The sequence below is a fragment of the Treponema sp. C6A8 genome (genome assembly GCF_000619925.1).
GTDB lineage: Bacteria > Spirochaetota > Spirochaetia > Treponematales > Treponemataceae > Treponema_D.
Genome location: NZ_JHVB01000001.1, coordinates 366,702 through 386,625 on the forward strand (window position 1 = coordinate 366,702; position 19,924 = coordinate 386,625).

Annotated in this window: 21 protein-coding genes; 6 read left to right on the top strand and 15 right to left on the bottom strand. The window is 38.7% G+C overall.

All coding sequences use genetic code 11. The features are described from left to right. Window positions 1-12: 12 nt before the first annotated feature. Complete coding sequence (locus T530_RS0101615) at window positions 13-726, bottom strand: DUF6675 family protein (protein WP_027727504.1); 714 nt, start codon at window positions 724-726, stop codon at window positions 13-15. 57 nt (window positions 727-783) lie between these two features. Between T530_RS0101615 and T530_RS0101620 the strand changes: the two genes are divergently transcribed. Further along, window positions 784-1,974, top strand: a complete 1,191-nt coding sequence (locus T530_RS0101620) for a pyridoxal phosphate-dependent aminotransferase (RefSeq protein ID WP_038073257.1) — start codon at window positions 784-786, stop codon at window positions 1,972-1,974. Window positions 1,975-2,154: 180 nt separating this feature from the next. Beyond that, window positions 2,155-3,645, top strand: a complete 1,491-nt coding sequence (locus T530_RS0101625) for a glycogen synthase (RefSeq protein WP_027727506.1) — start codon at window positions 2,155-2,157, stop codon at window positions 3,643-3,645. Between the two features lie 301 nt (window positions 3,646-3,946). Here the strand turns inward: T530_RS0101625 and T530_RS0101630 are convergent, their stop codons facing one another. The 11 genes from T530_RS0101630 to T530_RS0101680 form a co-directional block, all read right to left on the bottom strand. After that, window positions 3,947-5,866: a WD40 repeat domain-containing protein gene (locus T530_RS0101630; RefSeq protein WP_027727507.1), complete on the bottom strand. Its 1,920-nt coding sequence runs from the start codon at window positions 5,864-5,866 to the stop codon at window positions 3,947-3,949. 8 nt (window positions 5,867-5,874) lie between these two features. Then, window positions 5,875-6,990, bottom strand: a complete 1,116-nt coding sequence (locus T530_RS0101635) for an RIP metalloprotease (protein WP_027727508.1) — start codon at window positions 6,988-6,990, stop codon at window positions 5,875-5,877. After that, the gene (gene dxr, locus T530_RS0101640; RefSeq protein WP_027727509.1) at window positions 6,991-8,097 is read right to left on the bottom strand and encodes a 1-deoxy-D-xylulose-5-phosphate reductoisomerase; all 1,107 of its coding nucleotides are present in this window, start codon (window positions 8,095-8,097) and stop codon (window positions 6,991-6,993) included. After that, complete coding sequence (locus T530_RS0101645) at window positions 8,094-8,933, bottom strand: CDP-archaeol synthase (protein ID WP_027727510.1); 840 nt, start codon at window positions 8,931-8,933, stop codon at window positions 8,094-8,096. Before T530_RS0101645 ends, dxr begins: the two co-directional genes overlap by 4 nt. Beyond that, window positions 8,930-9,643, bottom strand: a complete 714-nt coding sequence (gene uppS, locus T530_RS0101650) for a polyprenyl diphosphate synthase (RefSeq protein ID WP_027727511.1) — start codon at window positions 9,641-9,643, stop codon at window positions 8,930-8,932. Before uppS ends, T530_RS0101645 begins: the two co-directional genes overlap by 4 nt. Then, window positions 9,643-10,185 (bottom strand): ribosome recycling factor, encoded by a 543-nt coding sequence (gene frr, locus T530_RS0101655; RefSeq protein WP_027727512.1) that lies wholly within the window; start codon window positions 10,183-10,185, stop codon window positions 9,643-9,645. The genes uppS and frr overlap by 1 nt, the downstream gene beginning before the upstream one ends. A 70-nt stretch (window positions 10,186-10,255) precedes the next feature. Then, on the bottom strand, window positions 10,256-11,089 hold the full coding sequence (gene tsf / locus T530_RS0101660; RefSeq protein WP_027727513.1) for a translation elongation factor Ts: 834 nt from the start codon (window positions 11,087-11,089) through the stop codon (window positions 10,256-10,258). A 3-nt stretch (window positions 11,090-11,092) separates the two neighbouring features. After that, window positions 11,093-11,959, bottom strand: coding sequence for a 30S ribosomal protein S2 (rpsB, locus tag T530_RS0101665; RefSeq protein WP_027727514.1), 867 nt, complete (start codon window positions 11,957-11,959; stop codon window positions 11,093-11,095). A 214-nt stretch (window positions 11,960-12,173) separates the two neighbouring features. Next, complete coding sequence (locus tag T530_RS0101670) at window positions 12,174-12,764, bottom strand: nucleoside triphosphate pyrophosphatase (protein WP_027727515.1); 591 nt, start codon at window positions 12,762-12,764, stop codon at window positions 12,174-12,176. A 97-nt stretch (window positions 12,765-12,861) separates the two neighbouring features. After that, window positions 12,862-13,593: a HEAT repeat domain-containing protein gene (locus T530_RS0101675; protein WP_027727516.1), complete on the bottom strand. Its 732-nt coding sequence runs from the start codon at window positions 13,591-13,593 to the stop codon at window positions 12,862-12,864. Between the two features lie 85 nt (window positions 13,594-13,678). Beyond that, a complete protein-coding gene (locus tag T530_RS0101680) occupies window positions 13,679-14,230 on the bottom strand; it encodes a hypothetical protein (protein ID WP_051537739.1) in 552 nt (183 codons plus the stop codon). 54 nt (window positions 14,231-14,284) lie between these two features. Between T530_RS0101680 and coaD the strand changes: the two genes are divergently transcribed. From coaD to rnc, 4 genes are all read left to right on the top strand, one after another. Then, window positions 14,285-14,767, top strand: coding sequence for a pantetheine-phosphate adenylyltransferase (gene coaD, locus T530_RS0101685; protein ID WP_027727518.1), 483 nt, complete (start codon window positions 14,285-14,287; stop codon window positions 14,765-14,767). Window positions 14,768-14,897: 130 nt separating this feature from the next. Continuing rightward, a complete protein-coding gene (rpmF, locus tag T530_RS0101690; protein ID WP_009106328.1) occupies window positions 14,898-15,086 on the top strand; it encodes a 50S ribosomal protein L32 in 189 nt (62 codons plus the stop codon). A 16-nt stretch (window positions 15,087-15,102) separates the two neighbouring features. After that, complete coding sequence (gene acpP, locus T530_RS0101695) at window positions 15,103-15,342, top strand: acyl carrier protein (RefSeq protein WP_009106331.1); 240 nt, start codon at window positions 15,103-15,105, stop codon at window positions 15,340-15,342. Window positions 15,343-15,427: 85 nt separating this feature from the next. Further along, entirely contained in the window at window positions 15,428-16,138 is a 711-nt protein-coding gene (gene rnc / locus T530_RS0101700) for a ribonuclease III (RefSeq protein WP_027727519.1), read from the top strand. Window positions 16,139-16,193: 55 nt separating this feature from the next. Here the strand turns inward: rnc and T530_RS0101705 are convergent, their stop codons facing one another. From T530_RS0101705 to T530_RS0101715, 3 genes are all read right to left on the bottom strand, one after another. Next, the gene (locus T530_RS0101705; RefSeq protein WP_027727520.1) at window positions 16,194-17,396 is read right to left on the bottom strand and encodes a YidE/YbjL duplication; all 1,203 of its coding nucleotides are present in this window, start codon (window positions 17,394-17,396) and stop codon (window positions 16,194-16,196) included. Between the two features lie 160 nt (window positions 17,397-17,556). Next, window positions 17,557-19,203 (bottom strand): FAD-dependent oxidoreductase, encoded by a 1,647-nt coding sequence (locus T530_RS0101710; protein ID WP_027727521.1) that lies wholly within the window; start codon window positions 19,201-19,203, stop codon window positions 17,557-17,559. A 20-nt stretch (window positions 19,204-19,223) separates the two neighbouring features. Next, complete coding sequence (locus tag T530_RS0101715; protein WP_027727522.1) at window positions 19,224-19,916, bottom strand: 4Fe-4S dicluster domain-containing protein; 693 nt, start codon at window positions 19,914-19,916, stop codon at window positions 19,224-19,226. Window positions 19,917-19,924: the final 8 nt, after the last annotated feature.

A 19,924-nucleotide genomic window follows, 5' to 3' on the forward strand; every position in this document is an offset into this window, starting at 1 on the left:
TTTCCCCCAGATTTAGAACTTCTTAAAGATATAATTACAGAAAGTATTGATTCTGTTCATAAAAGAACGACGGATTCTTTCTGTAAAAAAAGGAATATGAGGGGCATTTACACCACCAACAGCGTAGAAAACCCAGTTTTCTCCTTCCCTGAAAAGATATATGCAGGTAAGCATTTTTCCAGGTCCAAGACAGTCAAATTCATCTCTGTAGCGGAGTTTATTTGTATTTTTAGCAGTATAAAGAAGTACCTCTTCTCCCTTATAAATATCCATATCCTGATAAACATTAGCAAAAGGATCCATGTAAATGCGTACCTTAAGCTTTGTCATGTTTTCAGATTTATTTTCTTCAAGAATTTCTGCACTTTCATAAAGATGATACTGCCCACCGCTGCTTGTCACATAAGGAATATCAGTAAAGTCTTCTACATGATAAAGCATTTCTTCAAGAACTTGTGCGTAATTTTCATTTCCTTTATATGGTTTATACTGAATTACTTCAGCAAGATATTTTGGTTTTACGTTTTTTGTAGTATCAATAAGCATTTGCGCATCTTTTGAAAAGCCAGAAAGGCACATATTTTTGGGAGAGTCAATATTTTTTATTACAATTTCACCCTTGTTTAGGCTGTCTTTTTCTTCATCTGTAAGCTTGTCATTAAAGGGATTTGCAAAAAGTGATGATGCTGTAATAATCAAGGAAATTATAATTTTTATTTTTTTCATGCTTCTATTATAAAATAATACTAACTTCTGTTCAATTCTGTGCTATAATTATTCATCATGATTTCGAGCAACATTAAAAGTTTAGTTGAAAGTCCGTCCAGCGGTGTAATCCGCAAGATGTTTGAAGAAGGCGCTGCGCTTAAGAAGAAATTCGGTGCAGAAAATGTATATGATTTTAGTCTTGGTAACCCTGATTTAGATCCACCGGCTAAAGTTCTTAACGCAATTAAGGAAGTTTGTGCAGAAGAAACTCATCTTTGCCATGGATATATGCCGAATGCCGGTTACCCTGAGACTCGTGCCGCAATGGCTAAAAAAACTTCTCTTGAGCAGGGTGTTGAAGTTCCTTTTGAAAATGTAATTATGCAGGTTGGAGCTGCCGGCGCTTTGAATTCTACTCTTAAGGCTCTTTTGAATCCAGGTGATGAAGTAATCGTTCCTGCGCCATATTTTGTTGAATACGATCATTATATTCATAATCACGGCGGCGAAATTGTTCGTGTAAAGACAAATGATGATTTTTCGCTTAACGCGAAAAATGTAGCTGCAAGGCTTTCTGCCAAAACTGCAGCAATCATTATAAATTCTCCAAATAATCCTACTGGCCGTATATATTCTGATGCTGAAATTACGGAACTTGCCCAGGTTCTTAAAGAGCACGGTAAAAAAACAGGCCGCTATCCTTATATCATCTGTGATGAACCATATCGTGCAATTACCTATAACGGAGCAAAGGTTGCTTCAGTTTTTGATAAATACGAATACAGCGTAATCGGAACAAGTTTTGCAAAAAATTTAAGCCTTCCAGGTGAGCGAATAGGCTATGTTGCAGTAAATCCTGCCTGCCCAGAAGCAAAGGAACTTACTAGTGCCATTATTTTTGCAACCCGTATTCTTGGTTATGTAAACGCCCCGGCCTTTTTCCAGCGGGTCCTTACAAAATCCTGGGATGCTGAGTGTGATTACAGCCTTTACGAAAAACGTTCCCGCGAAATCTGCGAAGTAATGGATTATGCAGGTCTTAAATATGTAAAGCCTGAAGGAGCCTTCTACCTGTGGGTAAAGTGCCCCGACAAATGGAATGACGATGATATGGCTTTTGTAAATCACCTTAAAAGCTATAACATTCTTTGCGCCCCAGGAAGCGGATTCGGCGGAAAAGGCTGGTTTAGAATTGCCTATTGCTGCAGCGAACAGACAATTCTGAACAGTAAGGAAGCATTTAAAAAGGCTGCTAACGATAATTAAGTAAAATTGGCGCTAAGGAGCAGAGTAAGGGGCAAAAACATTCTATTTTTGTCTGCCGCGCTAGCGGCGTGTCATATAGTTTCATTACAAAAATAGCATGTAGCGCGGTACCGCGCGGTTTTGACCCTTGCTCTGTGACTGACAGCCAATTTTAGTGAAGAGATATTAGGAGGTTTATAAATGAAGATTTTAATGGTTACTTCGGAAGCTGTTCCTTTTGCAAAAACCGGCGGACTTGCCGATGCTGTTTCAGCTCTTTCATTAAACTTAAAAAAAATGGGACACGATGTTCGTATTGTCATGCCCCGATATTATAAAATTGACCGTGCCAAGCTTAAGCCTATTGAAGCCGCAATCAAGGTTCACGCAGGAACTGAGCCAACCTGGGTAAAATTCTATGAATCACTTTTACCTGACAGCAAGGTGCCTGTTTATTTTATTGACCACGAAGGCTGCTACGGACGCGACGGCATTTACGGAACAAAATGGGAGCCTGATTTTGGAGACAACCCATACCGTGCCGCAGTTCTCTGCCACGGCGCTTTTGAGCTTTGCCGCTATCTTGGCTGGTACCCTGACATTATGCATGCTCACGACTGGTTTACCTGTCTTATTCCTGTTCTCTTACGTAATGTCTGCCGTAACGGTTATTTTGCCCACACAGCTTCTGTCCTTACAATTCATAATCTTGGCTACCAGGGCGTTTATGGAAAAGATAAGTTCCCGGCCCTCGGCCTTGACTGGAATCTTTATTATGGCGCTGGTCTTGAGCACAACGGAGCCTTTAACTTCCTGCAGGCCGGTATTTCCTGCGCAGATATGATTACCACTGTTTCTCCTACCTATGCCTGGGAAATGAGTACTCCTGAAGGCGGCTTCGGACTTGACGGGCTTATCCGTGTGAGAAGTGATGCCGTTCGCGGTGTTCTTAACGGATGTGACCTTGAAACCTGGAATCCTAAAACTGATAAACTTCTTCCTGCAAATTTTGATCACAAAGATTTAAGCGGTAAGGCTATATGTAAAAAGGAACTTCAGAGCGTATTCGGACTTCCTGAAGTGCCAAATCTTCCTGTTGTTGGAATGGTTACCCGCCTTGCAGATCAGAAGGGTATTGCAGAAGTATTCGGCCCTGGCTATGGCTGTCTTTACAGTCTTTGTAATAACCTTGGCCTTCAGTTTGTTCTTCTTGGAAGCGGCGAAAAATGGTGTGAAGATGAAATTCAGGCTCTTGAAGCAAAACTTCCAAACTTTAAGGCAAAGCTTGGATATGATGAAAAACTCAGTCATTTGATAGAAGCAGGATCTGACTTCTTCCTTATGCCAAGCCGCTACGAGCCTTGCGGATTAAATCAGATGTACTCAATGCTTTACGGAACTCTGCCGATTGTCCGCAGAACCGGAGGTCTTGCCGATACAGTAGAACAGTACAACGAGCAGACAGGAGAAGGAACAGGCTTCCTCTTTGATGCTCTTACACCTGGCGCTATCTATGACACTGTGGGCTGGGCAATGTATGCCTATTACAATCAGAAAGACCACATCAAAAAGATGCAGAAAAAAGGCATGCAGAAAAACTTCAGCTGGGAACAGAGCGTAAACGGTTATTTAGACGTATACTCACAGGCACTTATGAACGGGTGTGGTATTAACACTGCAGACTGGAAATAAAATTATAGAAAAATAATTGCGTTAACAAAAACAATGCTCCCGCTATGATGCGTATTTCAAAGTGCCAGCGCAAGGTATTTGGTATTTGACTCGCTTCGCTCGCTCCTTGCGAAGCACTTTGAATCCGCATCTTCGCTCGCGCATTGTTTTTGTAAAAAAAATTATTTTTATTATACAAACAGCATGTAGCGCGGTACCGCGCGGTTTTGAAATTCCCATCTCGACTGGGAGTTTTTTTTTAATTTAAACTGCAGTTGTTTGCAAGACGCATCATAGCGAAAGCATTGTTTTTTTCTTGGTGTTAAAATTCAAACCACTGTTCATCTGAGTTTAAGTACCAGTCGGCCTGCAATACCTGGCTGGTAGGCGAACACCAGGAAATACTTCCGTTACTGTTCAAAATTACAACCTGATTCTTATTCTGGCAGATATCAACCGGAATACTTGCCGAACGGTTATATGCAAAACGTCTCTTACTGGAAATGTTATAGCAGTAAACCTTGTTCTTTCCGATATTTGTAAATAGGTTTCCGTCTTTTAAGTAAGTAAATACATCAGAATCTTCATTAGAAAAGCGAAGAATATTTGTCAGCATTTTTGATTCAATGTCAAAACTGAAAACATATGTTGTTTTTCCTGTCTCATCAGAAACAAGGTTAATTCCATATATCATATTATCTTTTATGCTGAGCGCGTATGCAACATTACCTTTAACCCCAAGAGGAACTGTTTCCAGAGTATCCGGATTTACACATAATAGCGGAACCTGGGGATTTGATGCAGCAGATTTAGCAACATAAAGATTTCCGTTTCTGGCCAGTACTGCATCCTGAATACCTGTTCCAGAGTATACCTGCTTCATGTTTTTGCTTTCAAAATTATAGATATTTACATAACTGTTGCTTTCAATTTCAACGATGTATTCTTTATCATCAATTTTAAAATATCTTACATTCTGAAGTGATGATTTTGGCGTAAATAGAGCTTCTTCTGCCTGTGTGTTCAGATTCTTTTTTATAACCGGTGAACGTGAAGATTTAGTCCAAAGAATTACATTTGATTCATCCAGCGAAATAACCTTGTTCTGTCCCTGTGTTGTACATACAGTTTCTGGAATTCCAGTTGCATAATCTGAACGATAGAGTTTTGTTTCTGTAAGGAAGAAGAAGTCTTTTCCTGTTTCTGTTATATCGTAAATCTTTTTATATTTATTTTCTGTAATCTGATTCAGGTTTTGTGTGGTTATTGTCGGTTCAATATCAGCCTTGTAAACAGAACCGTTCCTGCCGCCAAAATATAAATCAGCAAGATGTTTTGTTCCTACACAAAGAGCAGCATCCCCTCGTGGTCCTTTGAAAGTTTTAACAAGACGAGGATTTGAAAGTTTATTATCATCCTGGACTTCAAGCATCTTAAGTTCATAATTATTTCTTCCATCATATTCAAGATAATAAAAATTCCTGTCCTTTTCAGATGAAAGAATTATAGGATTCTGTGCCTGAATTGATGTAGTTGTTGTTCCCTTAAATGCATTTAAAACGTAAATCGTATTATCTTTAATTCCAGCTAGAAAGACATTGCTGTTAAACATAACAGGATTTGTCAGTCCCTGAATTACAGAAAATTTCTGTTTTAAAGTGCCGTTTAACAAATTATAGTAAGAAAGAGTTCCTGCAGGGGAATAGAATACGATTGTTTTTTCCGAATCTGAAGTATTAATATAGTTTACAATACTTGTGTTTGCCTTAATTTTATCAATAATAGTCCAGCTGGCAGTTCGGATGAAAATTGCTCCGTCTACAGTTGCTGTTCCAATAATCAAATAATTACCCTTTGAAGAAAATTTGAGGGAAGTAATGGAATCTGTGAAATTTTTCTGATATTTTCTTGATAAAGTTTTCCAGTCCCAGACACTTACCTTGTTTACAGAACCTCCGTCAGTTTCATAAACTGCAATATCGTTTCCGTTTGGAGAAACAGCAATAAGTTTAATACCAACATCACTGATCTGATAGTGTTCTCCATGATTATCTTCGCCCCAGCGGATTAAAAAACCGTCCTCTCCTGAAGTAAAATATGCCGTATCCCAGCCGCTTGTGTTTTGAACAGGCTGAATATTTGTAACCTGATCCTGATGGGACTGGCTTGAATTATGAGACTGTGAAAATCCATTTGTAAAAGTAAATGTCAGGGCAGTAATAGCAATTAGAAACTTTTTCATCTTTTCCTCTATTTTTTTGCTGTAAAATAAGAAATATCTCCTGTGAGTCCAACAAGAAATATTAAAACTATAAATACAATTCCCACTACTTGAATATAGTATTGGATTTTTGGCTTTATTTTGCGATGTGTAATAAATTCAATTAAAGCAATAAGTATGAGTCCGCCGTCCAGAACTGGAATAGGAAGCAGGTTCATAATGAATAGTGAAATACTTATGATGGCTAAAAGACTTAATGTGCTGATAATTCCAGTTTTAGCACCTTCTGAAAAACCGTCTTTTATGGTTGAACCAAGCATGTCAGTAACGCGGGCAGGGCCGCTTACCGCATTGCGGACTTCAATTCCCATAAAAAGAACCCTTAAGCTTTTTAAAGTCAGCCCTACGGCAGAAAATGCCTCTTTACAGCCTGCAATTAAAGCTCCAGGAATATTGTATTCAGGTGTCTGTACTTCTATGATATTTTTGGAATCTGCAACAACTCCGATTTTTCCGGTTCCAGTTTTTTTGTCCAAATCTGAATGAACCGTAAATGCAAGAATTGTACCGTCGCGGTCAACTTCAATATTTAAGTCTTCATCCGGGCGGGATGAAATTTCTAACAGTAAATCATTAAAATTTTCTGTCTTTTTTCCTGCAACAGAAATGATTTTGTCCCCTGTCAATAAACCTGCTTCTTTTGCTGCAGAATGCATTTCTGGATAAATTTCTGATGCAATAGTAATTTTGTTTGAATATGTGTAGTATTTATATCCGATTCCTGCAATTACGCTAAATGCGATTATGGCAAATAAAAAATTAAAGAAAGGTCCTGCAAAGCCAATCAAGGCTCTTTTTACAGGATGAACTCCGTAAAGTGAGTCAGCTTCTGCTTCAATCTGAGTAAGGTTTTCATCAATTGCCTTCTGAAAATCTTTTTCACCCTTCATGCCGCAATAGCCGCCAAGTGGAAAAAGTGAGATTCTGTAATCCGTGCCGTGAAACTTTTTATGCAGCAATACAGGTCCAAATCCAACAGAAAAACTTTCAACCTTTACGCCGAATAATTTTGCCGCAATAAAATGCCCGAACTCATGGAAGATGATTAAAAATATAAGGCAAAGGAGTCCCAAAATCCACTTCATTTACAGGCTTTCCTTTAAAAGTTCTTTTGCAAGGCTGCGGGCTTTAGTGTCTGTTTCGAATACAGCATCAAAAGTTTCTGGCGCATGAGTAAAATCCTTATCCAAAACGGCGCGTACGGTCTTTGCAATATCAAGATATCCGATTTTCTGTTCCAGAAAGGCTCCTACTGCAACTTCGTTTGCTGCATTAAAAGCAATCGTGTATCCAAGTCCCTTTCTTACACATTCAAAAGCATAATCAAGAAGAGGGAATACTTCTGTACTAGGTCTGAAGAAGGTCATTGTCTTATCAAAAAGACTGAATGGTTCAAGATATGTTTCCTTATTTTCAGGGTAGGTAAGGGCACCAAAAATAGGATGCTTCATATCAGGATCACTTATCTGGGCATAAAGCATTCCGTCTTTTGTCTGTACTAAAGAATGAATAAGACTCTGAGGATGAACTACAACCTGAATTTCATCTGCCTTTGCATCAAAAAGATATGCTGCTTCAATTACTTCAAGTCCCTTGTTTGCAAGAGTAGAAGAATCAATGGTAATCTTTTTTCCCATTTTCCAGGTCGGATGATTTAAGGCCTGCTCAAGAGTAACGTTTTTCAGCTGTTCGGCAGTATATTCGCGGAAAGGACCGCCGCTTGCAGTGATTACAATTTTTGCAATATTTTTCCGTCCGCACTGATTTACAAGATTAAAAATAGCCGAATGTTCTGAATCAACAGGAAGAAGTTTTGCCCCTGTTTTTGCTGAAAGCGCCTTGATTAAAGGGCCTGCCATTACAATTGTTTCTTTATTTGCAAGGGCCAGGTCTATTTTATTTTCAAGAACTATTTTACTTGGAAGAAGTCCAGATGCACCTGCAATGCCGTTTACAACAATATCAGGCTTTGATTGTTCAATAAGCTTTTGAAATACAGCTTCAGAATTATCTTCACATGTAAGAAGGGTCGGGCAATTATATTTTGAACCTAAAGCTTTGAGTTTTTCTTTACTTGATGCAGAATGAGCTTGTAATCCACAGATCTGAAAATCCTGCGGCATATTTTCTGCAATTTTAATTGCATTTGTTCCGATTGAGCCTGTAGAGCCTAATACTAATACCTTTTTCATTTGAATAAGAATTGAACTGCAATATAGAAAACTGGTGCAGCTGCAAGAAGTGAGTCGATGGAATCTAGTACGCCACCGCGGCCTGGAATTAAGGTTCCACTGTCTTTGCAGTCCAAACTTCTCTTAATTACAGATTCAACTAAATCTCCTATAATTGCACTCAATGATGTTATGAGAGAAATAATTATCAGATTTGCATATGAAAGGAAAAATACATCAGGGAATATAAGCTTTACAACTATTGCGCTGGCAATTGATGCTGCAATTCCTCCAATAAATCCAACAAGGCTTTTGTTAGGACTTGCTGCTAAAACGCCCCGTGTTGATTTTCCAAAAAGCACGCCAAAGAACCATGCTCCTGAATCGCACATAAAAACAATAATTAAAAAGAGAGTAAGCATAAATGAAGGTTCATTTAATGTCGTAATTCTTGAGATAAAAGTGATGAAAAATCCGCAGTAAAGAATTATAAATGCAGAGTTTGTAAATTTTTCGAAAGATGCTTCAAAGGATTTTGCCTGTAAAGCTTCAAAACCCAAAAGAATCAGGATTTCAAAAATATATGCCCAGAAAATAATTTCAAGATTTAGTTTTGTTAAAATTGCCAGATAGCAGATTTCCTGCAATAAACCGATACAGATAAGGACTAGGCTTCTTCTAAAAAGAGGCTTACCTTTTTCTGATGCCATTGTATAAAATTCATGTCCTGCAAGAACAGAAAAAATCGCAATTAATAACTGAATTACAAAGTGATTTAAATATGAAAAAGAAACTAAAAAAAGAATAAGAGGAACGCCAATAAAAAATACACACAATCTCTTAATTACTTTATTCATTTTTTAGCTTTCTCCGCACCAAATCGTCTTTCTCGCGTTGTAAATGATTCAATATGACTGATAAACTCTTCGTTCGAATAATCTGGCCAAAGTGTATCTGTGAATATCATTTCAGCATATGCAACATGCCAGAGTAAAAAATTACTTAATCTAAGATCACCGCCAGTTCTGATAAGCAAATCTACATCAGAACATTCAGGCATATCTAAATATTTTGAAAAATCAGCTTCATTAAGACTATTAAAATCTACGCCCTGTGATAAGGCATTTTTTACACCACGTAAAATTTCATCTCTTCCGCCATAATTAATAGCAAGATTTAATTTTATTTTAGTGAAATCCTTAGTATCTTCCATACATTCTTTTAAATCTTTCTGAATGTTTTTAGGAAGGGCAGACATATCTCCGATGTGATTGATTCTGATTTTATTATCTTTATAGAACTGAAGTTCACCCTTAAGGTGAGTATGAATAAGATTCATCAAAAAGCCGACTTCCTGTTCAGCGCGTTTCCAGTTTTCTGTAGAAAAAACATAAAGGGTCAAGCTTTCAATTCCTAAGTCTGCCGCAGCCTTTACAATGCGTTTTGCAGTTTTAAGGCCTTCATTATGTCCGCTTGTACGAGGAAGTTTTCTTTGTGTTGCCCAGCGTCCGTTACCATCCATTGTGATGGCAACGTGCTTTGGCAATTTACTTGAATCAATAGTCATTAGTTAGCCAAAATGTCCTTTTCTTTAGCGTCGTAAATCTTATTGATTTCTTCAATGTATTTATCTGTAAGCTTCTGAAGCTTGTCTGTTTCTGTTTTAAGTTCGTCTTCTGTAATTTCTCCACCTTTCTGCTGCTTTTTAAGAGCATCGTTTCCGTCACGGCGAAGGTTACGGATAGAAGTACGAGAGTTTTCTGCAACAGTTTTAGCCTGTTTTACAAGTTCCTTGCGGCGGTCAGCTGTAAGAGCCGGGATCTGAATACGGATAACTTTACCGTCGTTAGAAGGGTTCAAACCAAGATCACTTGCCTGAATTGCCTTTTCAATTTCCGAGATAAGAGACTTATCAAAAGGAGTAATGATTACTGAACGTGCTTCTGGAATTGCAATTGTTGCAACCTGGTTCAAAGGAGATTTTGTTCCGTAATAATCTACACGTACTTTGTCAAAAATGGCCGCACTTGCACGTCCAGTTCTGATTGTATTGAATGAATCTTTAAGAGATTCTACTGTTTTCTGCATTTTTGGTTCGATATCTGCCATTTTAAGTTTTCCTTTGATTAAATTAATTAAAAAGTTGTGACTCCCAGACATCTGAGAGTCACAATATTATTTACTTTCCAAGAACGTACAATTTAGCTGTTGCAAAGCTCAAAGAAGCTCCTACAGCTTTACCTGTTTCTGCGAGTTTAGCAGATACAGATTTTTTGTCATCCTTTACGAACATCTGATCTTCAAAACAGATTTCTGCAAGGTGCTTGTTAACTTTACCCTGAAGAATACCGTCTTTAACGTTCTGTGGTTTTGAAGCCATTTTTTCGTCCTGATCCATCTGAGCCTGGAAGATTTCTTTCTGCTCGTTGATGTAAGACTCTGGAACGTCTTTCTTTGTAAGATAAGATGGTGTGAATGCTGCAATGTGGAGACAGCAGTCTTTTGCAAATGTTTTAACGTCATCGGCATTTGAACCGTTTACTACTACAACGGCACCAGTTTTGTTGTCTGAGTGTACGTAGTAAGCACCTGCTGCATTTGCAGGAACGTCAATAACTTCTACTTTAGAAACTGACATGTTTTCGCGGAACTTTGTAGCAACTTCTGTAAGAAGATCTTTGTGTTCCTGTGTAACTTCTGTGTAACCTTTAGAAACTGTAAGGTCAAGAAGTTTTTCACCCATAGCAACAAATTCAGCGTTGTTAGCAACGAAGTCTGTTTCACTTGTCATTTCAACAACGTAGATTTTGTCTGCTGTCTGGCGCATAAACAAACGACCTTCAGAAGTAGCGCGTTCTGCACGTTTTGCTACTGCTGCAAGTCCTTTTTCTTTCAATAATTTTTCTGCTGCGTCAGCATCACCGTTACATTCTGTGAGTGCTTTTTTACACTCCATCATTCCGGCACCTGTTCTGTCGCGCAAAGCTTTTACGTCTGCTGCTGTAACTGCCATTTTTTAGTCCTTATAAATTTTGTCTTCGTCGATGAGGCTGTCTTTTTCGTCAGCTTCAATATCTTCTTCTTTCTGCTCTGTTGGCTGATAGTTAGAATAATCTACGATTTCTTCGTCTTCATCCTTCTTTGCAGCATCTGTAACGATTTCTTCGTCATCGTTAAGGTTTTCAAGAATCTTAAGTCCAGCTTCGTTGTCTGATTCAATTACTGCGTTAGCAATGATTGAAGTGAACAATGTGATAGCGCGGATAGCGTCATCGTTACCAGGAATAGGGAAGTCGATTCCTTCTGGGTTACAGTTTGTATCAACAACAGCGATGATTGGGATACCCATTCTGCGTGCTTCTGCAACTGCAATCTGTTCTTTGTGTGTATCGATTACAAAAAGAGCACCTGGAAGTTCTTTCATTTCTTTAATACCACCAAGGTTCTTTTCGAGTTTAGCCTTTTCCTTCTGGAGAGAAGCTACTTCTTTCTTTGTAAGGTTTTCGAATGTGCCGTCAATTTCCATCTTTTCGATTTTCTTGAGGCGCTGAAGTGATTTTTTGATTGTAGAGAAGTTTGTAAGCATACCACCAAGCCAGCGGTTGTTTACATAGAACATGCCGCATCGTTCTGCTTCTTTCTGAACTGCCTGCTGAGCCTGTTTTTTAGTTCCGACGAACAGGATAGATTTTCCTGCAGCTGTTACTTTACGAACTTCGTCGTATCCGTCTTTAATTGCAGCGATTGTTTTCTGCAAATCGATGATGTGGATTCCATTGCGTTCTGCGAAGATGTACTTCTTCATACGTGGATCCCAGCGTTTTACCTGATGTCCGAAGTGAACTCCAGATTCCAACAGGTTTTTCATTGTTACTACTGCCATGAGTAACGCTCCTTCACGGGGGATGATTTCTTTGTCGATTTTGTTACGGCAAAATCCCCACCAAACTCTGTTTCTCGATGCTCAACACCTTTCGGTTTGAGTACGGAAGATTGTGATAAACTTCTGTTTATCACAACTCGTGCGTTTGTCAAGGTTTTAAGCGTAAGCGTGCCTTGACGAATGCGTATAATATCGGTTCAACGAACCTATCAGTCTACTCTAAAAGCGAATATCCTTGTTCTTTTAATATATCGTAAAGTTCAAAAATAGGCAATCCTATTACGTTGCTGTATGAACCTTCGATTTTCTTGATAAAGATAGATGCAAGACTCTGGATTCTATATCCGCCTGCAGCTCCGTGCCACTCACCGGTATCAACATACCATTGAATCTCTTCGTCGCTCATCGCATTGAATGTAACTTTAGTCTTGCAGATTCTTGTAGTGATGTTTTTTGTGCGTCCGTTATAAAGGGCCAGGGCTGTTATTGTAGTATGTGTGTTATCCTGAAAAAGTTTAAGGAACTCAATAGCCTGTTCAACGCTCTGAGGTTTTCCAAAAATTTTACCGTTCTGAGTTACGATTGTGTCTGCTCCCAATACCCATGGAATTTCCTGTTTTGGAGGAAGTGCGTGAATTACTTCAGTAATTTTCTGTCTTGCCAAAAGTTCTGGTACCTGTTCAGTATCAATTGCAGAAAGTACTGTTTCATCAATGTTTGGAATTATTACCCTGAAAGGAATCTTAAGCATCTTAAGAATTTCCTGTCTTCTTGGAGATGAAGAAGCTAAAATAATTGGTTCCATACTTTTTTATTTCCTTTATTACTTTTTAATTAATTATAAGTATAAAAAAAACGCTGTCAATGCGATGACAGCGTTCTGTTTCCTATTAAATCTTCAATTAGTTAGATTTATTTTCTGAATCGTCTTTCTTGCTGCTATCTTTATCTTTTTTACTTTCCTGAGAAAGTTTCTTAAGAAGCTTGTATGCCTTCTGACGAACTGGAGTTACATAATGATAATCTGTAGAAATACGGGCTACTGAATCAATCATAGATTTTTTGTTTTCTGTTGTTTCTGCAAGTGCCTCGTAAGCATTCAAAACCTCCATAGCAAGAGAACTTGTAGGATTCAAGGTTTGATTCTTGCGGTTAGCAAAAGCAATTGCTTCTACTGTTTCATCATTATTATTAATTCCAATTTTACCAAGTGACTGAACGGCAGCTGCCATTACCATTGGTTCATTGTCATTAAGCGCGATATTAATCAAAGTATTCTTTGAGTGTTCTGAAGGAACTTTAGCAAGTAAAAGGCAGGCTTCCCGGCGAACAGAAGAGAAGTTATTTGTAAGACGTCCGTTTGTTCTTGACTGAGTATTGATACCTTCACCAGCAAGATGATCAAGAGCTGCAATTACAGCAGGAGAAGTGTTACCTCCCTCGATAGCGCTTTCCAGATATTGAAGAGCAACTAATTTATTTTCAAAATCATCTGATTCTGCAAGGGTTGTAATAATATCTCCGTCAACATCAGTCAAATATTCATTTTCAACAGATGTCTCATCCTGTGCATATGCAAAACTAAGAGCAGAAATCAATGCTATAGCTGCCAGAACTTTCTTAGAAAGCTTCATTATTTTTCCTCCTGGAAAACTGTTTTATTCAAACATCTAATCATTAGAATTATATAGTATATTTCAATTATCGGCAAGTTTTCTTTTAAAGAGTAGGAATATTTACCTTCCATTTGCCATCTTCACGAATAAAATTGTAGTAAACTACAGTTGAATTATTCGGAAGAACCTGAACAGCCTTTACTTCAGATTTATTGATGTAGCGGATTTCATCTACCTTGCTTGCTTTGCGTGAAGGAATGAAAATGTATTTGAAATAATCTTCAAGTCCTTTAAGAACAATTGTCTTATCCGGCAGGCGTTTATTTGCCTTTCTGATATTTACCGGGCTTGAGTAGTACTGAATTGAAGCGCGAGAAATATATGGAAGCCAGGCCTGATAATCCTGTTTATCCATAATCTTCTGAAGTTCTTTAATGATATTTATGATTTCAGTTTTATCTTGAATAAATTCTTCTTTCGATACCTCTGAAATTTGTCCGATAGAACGTTTATATTCTTCGTCAGACTGCTGCTTTTCGATTTTTGTTTCTGTTTTTTCAACAGGTTTCTCTGTCTGCTGAGGAACAGAACCGCAGGAAATCAAACCAAATAATGATGTAAAAATAGTAAATGCAATAATGATAGTTCTTTTCATATCTTTAATTTTAATTCTATTGTATGTTTTCGTCAAATAATATAATTTGAAAATATGGTAAAAGCTGTATTTGCAGGGTCTTTTGATCCAATCACTAACGGACATCTTGATATTATTCAGAGGGCTGCAAAACTTTTTGGAAGTCTTGATGTTGTAATTTCTGAAAACCCGGAAAAAAAATATATGTTTACGGAAGATGAACGACGTAAAATGGTAGAAGAACTGACTTCTGACCTTGATAATGTTACGGTTCATGTTTATACAGGACTTGTCGTAAATTACGCAAAAAAAATCGGAGCAAACGTACTTATCCGAGGTGTTCGTTCAACAAACGATTTTGCCTATGAGTTTGATCTGGCCCTTATGAACAGAAAGCTCAATCCTGATATTGAAACTGTATTCCTTCAGTCTAAAGAAAAGAATGTTGTAATCAAATCAAGTTCAATCAAAGAACTTGCCATGTTTGACGGCGACATCAGCAGGATGGTTCCGCCATTGGTAGAGAAGGCTGTAAAACAGAAGTTTGGCAAAATCTAATATTTTTAAATGACATTTTTTTAAATTTTGTTTGACAAACTTTTATTTTTAGCTATAATGAATTGACACGCTGATAGGAATTGTTATATTATTACTTACATTTTTATCAGATTAAAGTGAGGTTATATATATGGCAGTACCTAGATCGAAAACATCAAAGGCAGTAACAAAAAGACGCCAGACAATCAATATGAGATTGACAGCTCCTCAGCTTGTTGAATGCAACAACTGCGGTAACCTTGTTCAGTCACATCACGTTTGCCCTAAATGCGGTTTCTACCGTGGTCGTCAAGTAATTACACCTGAAACAAAAGCTTAAGTCTTAGGAGAAAAAAATGGACGAATTGTTTGAGAAAATCCAGAAATTGATCGCTGACAAGTTGGAAATTGATGAAAGCAAAATCACTCTTGATTCTTCTTTCAGAAATGATCTTGGAGCAGATAGCCTTGATACTTATGAATTGGTATACGCTATCGAAGAAGAATTGGGAGTTTCTATTCCTGATGAGAAAGCTAATGAATTTGAAACAGTTCGTGACGCTTATGACTTTATCAAATCTGAACAGGGTAAATAAGTTTTACATCTAAAACAGATTGTGAAAAGCAGTTACTTGATTGTAACTGCTTTTTTTTTTGCCCGAATAATTCTATAATAAAATCATGAAAAAGGATCAACTTCTTACTGATAAAAGAAAAGCACAGCTTTTACAATTTTGTAAAACTGTAGATATAAAATTCAAAAATATTGAACTTCTGGAACAGGCTTTTCATCACCGTTCCCTTACAAACGAAAAAAAAGTAAAGAATAATGAGCGTCTGGAGTTTTTAGGCGACTCCGTTCTTGGAATGGTAACTGCTGCATATCTTTACAGCTCACTGGATAACCCTGAAGGCGATCTTGCAAAGATTAAGTCTGCCGTTGTTTCTGAAAAATCTCTGGCTCCCATAGCGCTTAGGCTTGGCATTGACAGCTTGCTTGAAATGGGTAAGGGGGAAGAAATGACTGGCGGACGAACAAAGCCTGCAATTCTTGCAGACTGTATGGAAGCCATTATCGGCGCCTACTACCTGGATTCAGGCTATAAGGCGTCTGAAAAATATGTTCTTTCTTTTATCGTGCCGGAGATTGAAAAGGTACTGGCGGGCGGCATGAAGGATTTTAAGACCCAGCTACAGGAACTTTACCAGAAGACAAGCAAGGAATGTCCTGTTTACGAACTTGTTTCAAAAAGCGGCCCGGACCACGACCAGATTTTTACAGTCTGTGTTCATCTTGGAAATAAGGTATACGGCCCTTGCCACGGAAAAACAAAAAAGGCTGCAGAACAGGCAGCGGCTAAACTTGCAATTGAAGAAGGCTTTAATAAATAAAAAAAAAGCAACCGGTGTAAAAATCGGTTGCTTTTTTTATCCCTGAATCTTTGTTTTAGAACAAAATAATTATAAGTTTTGCAGCAAGTACAATTGATACAAGTGCAAATGGGTATGTTGCTACGTAAGCAGATGCTACTTCATCAGTGCCTGCTGTTGCAATTAAAGTTCCAAGAGCAGGTGTTGAAGTCATACCACCAGTAATTGAACCAAGATTGTTCAAAATAGAAAGTTTGAATACGTAACGTGCAAAGATATAACCAACAATCATCGGAACCGTTGTCATTACAGCACCATAAATAAAGTATGACCAGCGGAACTTGTCAATAAAGTTTACTCCACCAGGAACACCTGCACCAATAAGGAACAGAACAAGTCCAAGTTCTCTCATAAATACAAGAGATTCTTTTTTAATGCGGCAGTCAATGTTTCCTATGTGTGCAAAGTGACCAACAATAAGACCACCAATAAGACATCCGCCTGAATTACCAAGAGAGAAGTTGATTCCAGGAATCTTGATTGCACCAATAAGGCATCCCAAAGCAACTGCTACAAAGAATGCAAAAAATCCGAGTGGATCAAGTTCTGTAAGGTTTCCTTTTAATTCAGGAATCTTAATTGTATTTGCGGCATGGAAATTTTCTACTTCATTTTTCATGTCGATTTTAAGGATTTTTGGAACAATCTGAACAAAAAGAACTACGCCAAGAACACCGTAAAGATAAGCAATACCGTATCCTGCTGTTACATCTGTTTCAATTGCCTGCTCAACTTCTTTTCCGGCGCTAAAACCTGGAGTAGAAGTAAGACCACCTGTAAGAAGTCCTACAGCCATAGAAGATGTACAGTCTTTATCAATAAGGGTAAAGAAAATTGCTGTCAAAGAACCGATTGCAATAATAATTACACCAAGAAGAATGTATGCAAGTGTGCTTTTATTAAAAGAACGGAAGAATCTAGGACCAGCAATAAGACCGACTGCTGTTACAAAAAGAGCAGTTCCAATGCTTGAAACAACACCAAAGTTGCCCTTAATTTTGTCGCTGAAAAGGAAAATTGTTTTTTCATCTATTTTGAAAGATGGAATAAAGTGTGTTAAAACACCGTAAAGAAGAGCTACAAGAAGAACACCTGCAGTTCCAAGTTCAATTCCTTTAACTTTAATGCCACCAACAAGGTATCCCAAGGCACCGATGGCAAAAACAATGAAAATAAATGACAGGGCTGAAGAACATACCCCGGCTAAGTAAGCAGTCATTTTTTTAACCTCTTATCCACTAATAATAAATAATAATCAAATTATATTAATATGAGCATTTTTCTGCAATAAGTGTTGTTTTATGAAAATATTGCATGTTATAAATAAAAAAACCGCCGGCCATAGAGGTCAGCGGCTTTTGTAAACTGATTAAATCAGCTTATTTTGTGGCACCTGGGATTTCCTTTCCTTCGAATTCAGGATTTCCGTGGTGGTAAGTTGGGAGGAGTTTTGGTGATACTGCGTCACCCTTAATTCCTGCCTTTTCGCGCTCTGCTTCGAAGTCTTTTACGTGCTTCAAAGAAAGTTTTGATGTATCAGCCAGCTTGATGTCCTTGAACATCTTTCCGGCTTCGATTCCGGCTTCGCGTCCGAATACAACTACGTCGAGGAGTGAGTTACCCATAAGACGGTTTGTACCGTGAACACCACCAGAAGCTTCACCAGCTACCAGGAGGTTTCCAACGTTAGTGTGGCAAGTCTTGTCGATTTCAACACCACCATTCTGATAGTGTAGGGTTGGGTAAACAAGGATTGGTTCCTTGCGGATATCAATTCCGTATTTGATGAACATGTTGTACATAGCAGGAATTGATTTAAGGATTGTTCCTTCACCGTGAATCATTTCGATCATTGGAGTATCAAGCCATACAGCTGTCTGAACACCGTTTTCTACACCGCGGCCTTCCTTTACTTCACGGATAATACCAGAAGCGTTTACGTCGCGGGTTTCAAGAGGGTGAATGTAAACTGTACCGTCTTTGTTGATAAGTTTTGCACCAAGAGAGCGAACCTTTTCTGTTACCAGTTTACCAAGAATCTGGCTTGGGTAAGCAGCTCCTGTAGGGTGATACTGCAAAGAATCCTGGTAAAGGAGTTTTGCACCGGCACGGTATGCCATTACAAGACCGTCGGCTGTAGCACCATAGTGGTTAGATGTTGGGAATCCCTGATAGTGCATACGTCCGGCACCACCAGTAGCGATGATTACAACCTTTGCCTTAGCAATGCGGATTTCGTTTGTTTCCATGTTCATCAAAACAGCACCGCAGGCATTTCCCTTATCGTCCTTGATGATTTCAATTGCAGATGTGAAGTCTACAACAGTGATTGAATCTGCGCGGTTGAAAGTTTCGTCGCGGAGAGTACGCATGATTTCTGCACCAGAGTAGTCCTTACATGCATGCATACGCTTGCGGCTTGTTCCACCACCGTGAGTTGTTACCATTGTACCGTCCGGCATCTTGTCGAATTCAACACCAAGGTCGTTTAACCATTTGATTACAGATGGAGCCTTGTTTACAAGTGTATAAACAAGTTCAGGTTTTCCGTCAAAGTGACCGCCACCAAAAGCGTCAAGATAGTGCTGAGCAGGGGAGTCATTTGGCTTGTCTGCAGCCTGAATACCACCTTCAGCCATCATTGTGTTAGCATCACCAACGCGGAGTTTTGTTACGAGCAAAACTTTTGCTCCGGCTTCAGAAGCCATAATAGCAGCTGAAGTACCAGCTCCACCACCACCAATTACGAGTACATCTGATTCGTAGTCGATGTGTGAAAGGTCGATTTTTTCTGGTTCAATGCGAGGCTTAGCCTGAAGCATTTCCAGAAGCTCAAGCGGAGCTTTCTGTCCCTTGTTAGGACCAATTTTGATTTCTGCAAACTGCTCAGGAATGCGGTCCGGATGGAACTTCTTAAGAAGATCATCTTTTTCATCAGCAGTAAGGCGTGCGTGTTCAAACTTCAAATTTTCTTCGCGTTTTGCTGCAACGATTTTTGCAGCTTCATCCAATTGATTTCCGTACATTATTTTCCTCCTATACTGCCTTATTTTTCAATCTCGCGGTTATTGTACAGGTTTTTAATCTGTTCTTTGTCGCCTGTAGACATTTCTACAAACTTCTTGATTGCTTCTTCGCACTTACCAGCGTCGATTTCTGCAACACGGTCAAGAAGGTGCTGTGTCTGTGGCTGCAAGTATTTACCGTTGATACGGCGTGCAAGTTCAGCAACCTGTGGGTGGCTGATACCTGCAGGACAGCGTGAAGAACAGCATCCGCACATAATACAGTCGAAAGAAGCGTCTGCACATGCTGCAAAATCACCACGCTGAGCGTAAGCGATGTACTGCATAGTGTTCAGGCTCTGTGGACATGCACGTGTACAAGCGTTACATCCTACACAAGAGTAAATCTCAGGGTAGAGCTGCATCATAACAGCCTGCTCTGGTTTTATCTTGTTGATGTCGTAAATCTGTTTTACGAGTGGGAAGAAAGGAAGAGTTGCGATATACATATCGTTTTCTACTTTCTGTGAACAAGCAAGACAAGTCTTGAGCTGGTTCTGTCCCTTAATACGGTAGATAGTAGCACATGCACCACAGAAACCGTTACGGCATCCGCAGCCACGTTTAAGCTGATATCCAGCGTATTCCATAGCATTCATTACTGTAAGTTCAGCAGGTACTTCATATTTTTTGCCGAACAGATATATTGTTGCCATTTCTTTATTATCTGACATATTTGCTC